Raw genomic sequence first — 4038 nt, forward strand, 5'->3', positions numbered from 1 at the left:
GCCTGATTCCGTACCTGTTCGGTGCGATGGCGATGGAAGCGGTCGGTCGCGCGGCCGGCGCGGTCGTGGAGGAAGTGCGGCGGCAGTTCCGCGAGATTCCCGGCATCATGCAGGGCACCGCCAAGCCGCAGTACGACAAGGCGGTGGACTTCATCGAGATGCCGAGGCCGGCGATGATGTTGGTGCCATGGCCGGTGGTCGAGGCCTGTGCCACATGCTGCACCGGCTTGTACTGAGTACCGGTGTAGTACTCGGTGATCCACACGATCAGGCCGGTCAATACCAGGCCGATCAGCGCACAGCCATACAGCGCCATCGGCCCGTACACGTTGTCCGCCATCAGTCCTGTGGTGATCGGATAGAACGCGATCGCTGCCAGCACACCGGAGACAATCACGCCCTTGTACAGCGCGCCCATGATCGAGCCACCGGGCTTCACCTTCACAAACAGCGCGCCGATGATCGAAGCGATGATCGAAACACCGCCCAGCACCAGCGGATACAGCACCGCATTGGCGCCGGCCTCGGCCAGCATCAGGCTGCCCAGCAGCATGGTGGCGATTACGGTGACCGCATAGGTTTCAAACAGGTCGGCGGCCATGCCGGCGCAGTCGCCCACGTTGTCGCCSACGTTGTCGGCGATCACCGCCGGGTTGCGCGGGTCGTCCTCGGGAATGCCTGCTTCGACCTTGCCGACCAGATCGGCGCCGACATCGGCCCCCTTGGTGAAGATGCCGCCGCCCAGGCGCGCGAAGATCGAGATCAGCGATGAGCCGAAGGCCAGGCCGACCAGTGCATGCAGTGCCTGTTCCATCGGCAGGCCCATGCGCAGCAGCAACGCGTAGTAGCCGGCCACGCCGAGCAGGCCCAGGCCGACCACCAGCATGCCGGTGATCGCACCGCCGCGGAAGGCCACGTCCATTGCCGCGCTGATGCCGTGGCGCGCCGCCTCTGCGGTGCGTACGTTGGCGCGCACCGACACGTTCATGCCGATGTAGCCCGCTGCACCGGACAGCACCGCACCGACTGCGAAGCCGACCGCGGTGTACCAGCTCAGGAAGATGCCGACCAGCACGAACAGCACCACGCCGGCGATGCCGATGGTCAGGTACTGGCGGTTGAGGTAGGCGCGCGCGCCTTCCTGGATGGCCGTGGCGATGGCGACCATGCGTTCATTGCCGGTGGGTTGGCGCAGGATCCAGCGCGYCGAGACGATTCCGTACAGGATCGCGAGAATGGCGCAGCCCAGCGCCAATGACAGCCCGTGACGTTCCAGCATTAGACCCCTCCGCAGAATGGATGGACAAGCATCCAGTGGCGATGAACGGCACCACGAGGGGGACGACGGGCTGCAGCCTGGAACCAACCCGTACCGACCTTGGTGGTCGTCCGACGTATGGCGGTGTTCAGCATTCCCTGGTGTCCGCAGTATGCGTGCACCCGCGCCCGGATGGTAGCGCCAGGCCGCGCCCGTCGAGCGCAGCGGTTGCTGCAACGACGCGATATCCGTCGTCCCCATCGCCACCTTTGCACCCCGTTAAGCCAACCTCTGCAAGCCTGCGCGCAGTCCCGTCGGAGAATCCCCATGCGCCTGTCCCTGTTGATGCTTGCCGTTCTGGCCCCGGCCCTGCCTGCCTTCGCGGCGGAAGCACCGGAACTGCAGCGAGCGGTGGGTGCACCACAAGCGGTCGGCGCGGTGCACACGCTGCGGCAGATTCCCGAAGCCTGTGCCCGCCTGGAAGGCGCGTTCACTGGCCAGGCGGCGGAGCCCTATCGTTTCTCGGCGGTGCGCACCAGCGAGCAGTGCCAGCCGCGTGCCCGCTTTGTCGACTACAGCAAGGCGCAACCGAGTGCGGACAAGGGCTGGAAACTCAATGATGTGATCCGTGTTCCGAATGCCGCCTGCCCGGCGCAGCAGGCGGTGGTGCGCGTGTGGCGTCTGCCGGTGAACAACGCCCAGGCGCTGGATGGGCAGGGACAGTCGCGCATCTATCTGGAGGAAGCCAAGAAGCAGGCCGCTGCCGGCAAGATCCCGCAGGTGACGATGTTCGCCGCGCAGCTGCAGATGGCAGGCAAAGCCTGCAATTGAGGCCGGGCATCCACGCATGGCGTGGATCTACTGGGAGGGAGACCTGGGCAAAGCCTGCAATTGAGGCCAAGCATCCACGCATGGCGTGGATCTACTGGATGGGAGACCTGGGCAAAGCCTGCAATTGAGGCCAGGCATCCACGCATGGCGTGGATCTACTGGGAGGGAGACCTGGGCAAAGCCTGCAATTGAGGCCGAGCATCCACGCATGGCGTGGATCTACTGGGTGTAAGACCTGGGTAGTGCCGGCCGCTGGCCGGCAACCCCGCGATCACTCCGCAAGCCTCGCCCCACGCGCCACCAGAAGATCGCGCAGCGCCGACCGGTGGCAATGCGCCTCGTCCTCGCAATAGCAGCCCACCGCGATATCGCTGTGCTGCGACAGCGCTGCGAGCAGGTCCAGCGCATGCGCTGCATCGGGCGCCTTCATTTCGGCGTTGTAGTGACGGAAGAACGCCGTCCAGTCGGCGGCGCTCTTCGCCTCATGCGCCTGTTTCACCAGCTCCGCGCTGGGGGACAGCGTCGGGAACCACACGTCGTACCAGTCCTGCCGGGCAAATTCGCTGCGCGGCACACCGCGCGGCGGGCGCCGCACRGTGCCGATGCGCAGGCCTTCACCGGGCGCRCGCGSWGAGCCAAGTCGAACAACACGCAACGCCATGGCATTCCTCGCAAAAAGGGGRCGGAGGGGGTCAGCCTTCGAACGCAGGCAGCTTCTGCTTCACCGCCACGTTCTTCAGCGTCACGTACTTGGGCAGGCCATCGCTACCGTAGGGCAACGGTGCTTCGCCCTTGATCAACGGCTGCAGGTAGGCGCGCGCCTTGGCCGTGATGCCGAATCCATCGCGACGGATGAAGCTGGCCGGCATCTTCTTCTCGTGGTTGGCAATCTTCGACAGCGGTGCGGCTTCGATCTTCCAGCGATACGGTGCATCGCTGCTGCGCACGATCACCGGCATCACCCCGTTCTGGCCCTTCAGCGCCAGCTGCACCGCGGCCTTGCCGACCGCCTGGGCCTGTTCCCAGTCGGTTTTGCTGGCCAGGTGGCGGGCTGAGCGCTGCAGGTAGTCGGGCAGGGCCCAGTGCACCTTCAGCTCCAACTGGTCCTTGACCCGCCCGGCCAGATGCGCGGCCACGCCGCCCAGCTGCGAATGGCCGAAGGAGTCCTTGCCGCCGCCGGCGTCGGCGACGAAGCGGCCATCGGCGGTGGCGATGCCTTCCGACGCCACCACCACGCAGTAGCCCACGCGCGCGACCACGGCCTTGACCTTGGCCAGGAACGCGGCCTCGTCATAGGCGCGCTCGGGCAGCAGGATGATGTGCGGGGCGTCGTCCTCGCCGGTGCCGGCCAGGCCGGCGGCCGCGGCCAGCCAGCCGGCGTGGCGGCCCATCGCCTCGTAGATGAAGACGCGGGTGGAGGTCTCGGCCATCGCGGCCACGTCCAACGCCGCTTCGCGCACGGACACGGCCGTGTACTTGGCCGCCGAGCCGAAGCCGGGGCAGGTGTCGGTCACCGCCAGATCGTTGTCGATGGTCTTGGGCACGCCGATGCAGGTCAGGTCGTAGCCGGAGCTTTTTGCCAGCTGCGACACCTTCAGTGCGGTGTCGGCCGAGTCGTTGCCGCCGTTGTAGAGGAACCAGCGCACGTCATGGGCGCGCAGGACCTCCAGCAGGCGGTCGTAACGGGCACGGTCGGCCTCCAGCGATTTCAGCTTGACCCGGCACGAGCCGAACGCGCCGCCGGGGGTGTGGGCCAGGGCGCGGATGGCCGCAGCACTCTCCTTGCTGGTGTCGATCAGCTCCTCGCGCAGGGCGCCTAGGATGCCGTTGCGCGCAGCCAGGACCTTGATTCCCTTGGCGCGGGCCTGTTCGATCACCGCCGCGGCAGTGGCGTTGATGACGGCGGTGACGCCGCCGGACTGGGCGTAAAGGAGGGTGCCATTGCGCAT

At 66.8% G+C, this 4038-nt stretch carries 4 protein-coding genes and 1 pseudogene; 2 read left to right on the forward strand and 3 right to left on the reverse strand.

All coding sequences use genetic code 11. The features are described from left to right. Positions 1–26: 26 nt before the first annotated feature. Positions 27–236, forward strand: a complete 210-nt coding sequence (locus tag AC1VAN_RS14065) for a sodium/proton-translocating pyrophosphatase (protein ID WP_480986014.1) — start codon at positions 27–29, stop codon at positions 234–236. Here the strand turns inward: AC1VAN_RS14065 and AC1VAN_RS14070 are convergent. Further along, a pseudogene (locus AC1VAN_RS14070) lies at positions 137–1279 on the reverse strand (sodium/proton-translocating pyrophosphatase); the annotation flags it as partial. The gene AC1VAN_RS14065 and the pseudogene AC1VAN_RS14070 overlap by 100 nt on opposite strands. A gap of 306 nt (positions 1280–1585) precedes the next feature. Here AC1VAN_RS14070 and AC1VAN_RS14075 point away from each other — a divergent pair. Then, positions 1586–2089, forward strand: coding sequence for a hypothetical protein (locus tag AC1VAN_RS14075; protein ID WP_442251832.1), 504 nt, complete (start codon positions 1586–1588; stop codon positions 2087–2089). A 271-nt stretch (positions 2090–2360) separates the two neighbouring features. Here AC1VAN_RS14075 and AC1VAN_RS14080 read toward each other — a convergent pair whose 3' ends face one another. Further along, on the reverse strand, positions 2361–2750 hold the full coding sequence (locus AC1VAN_RS14080) for a DUF488 domain-containing protein (RefSeq protein WP_480986013.1): 390 nt from the start codon (positions 2748–2750) through the stop codon (positions 2361–2363). Positions 2751–2781: 31 nt separating this feature from the next. Further along, positions 2782–4038 (reverse strand): 6-phosphofructokinase (locus AC1VAN_RS14085; protein ID WP_442251833.1); only part of this gene is annotated, 1257 nt, incomplete at its 5' end.

The organism is Stenotrophomonas sp. 05L44_2 (assembly GCF_056665995.1).

Excerpts from the sequence above, each read along its gene's own strand:
- AC1VAN_RS14065 (WP_480986014.1), top strand. The coding sequence starts at position 27 with ATGGCGATGGAAGCGGTCGGTCGCGCGGCCGGCGCGGTCGTGGAGGAA.
- AC1VAN_RS14075 (WP_442251832.1), top strand. The coding sequence starts at position 1,586 with ATGCGCCTGTCCCTGTTGATGCTTGCCGTTCTGGCCCCGGCCCTGCCT.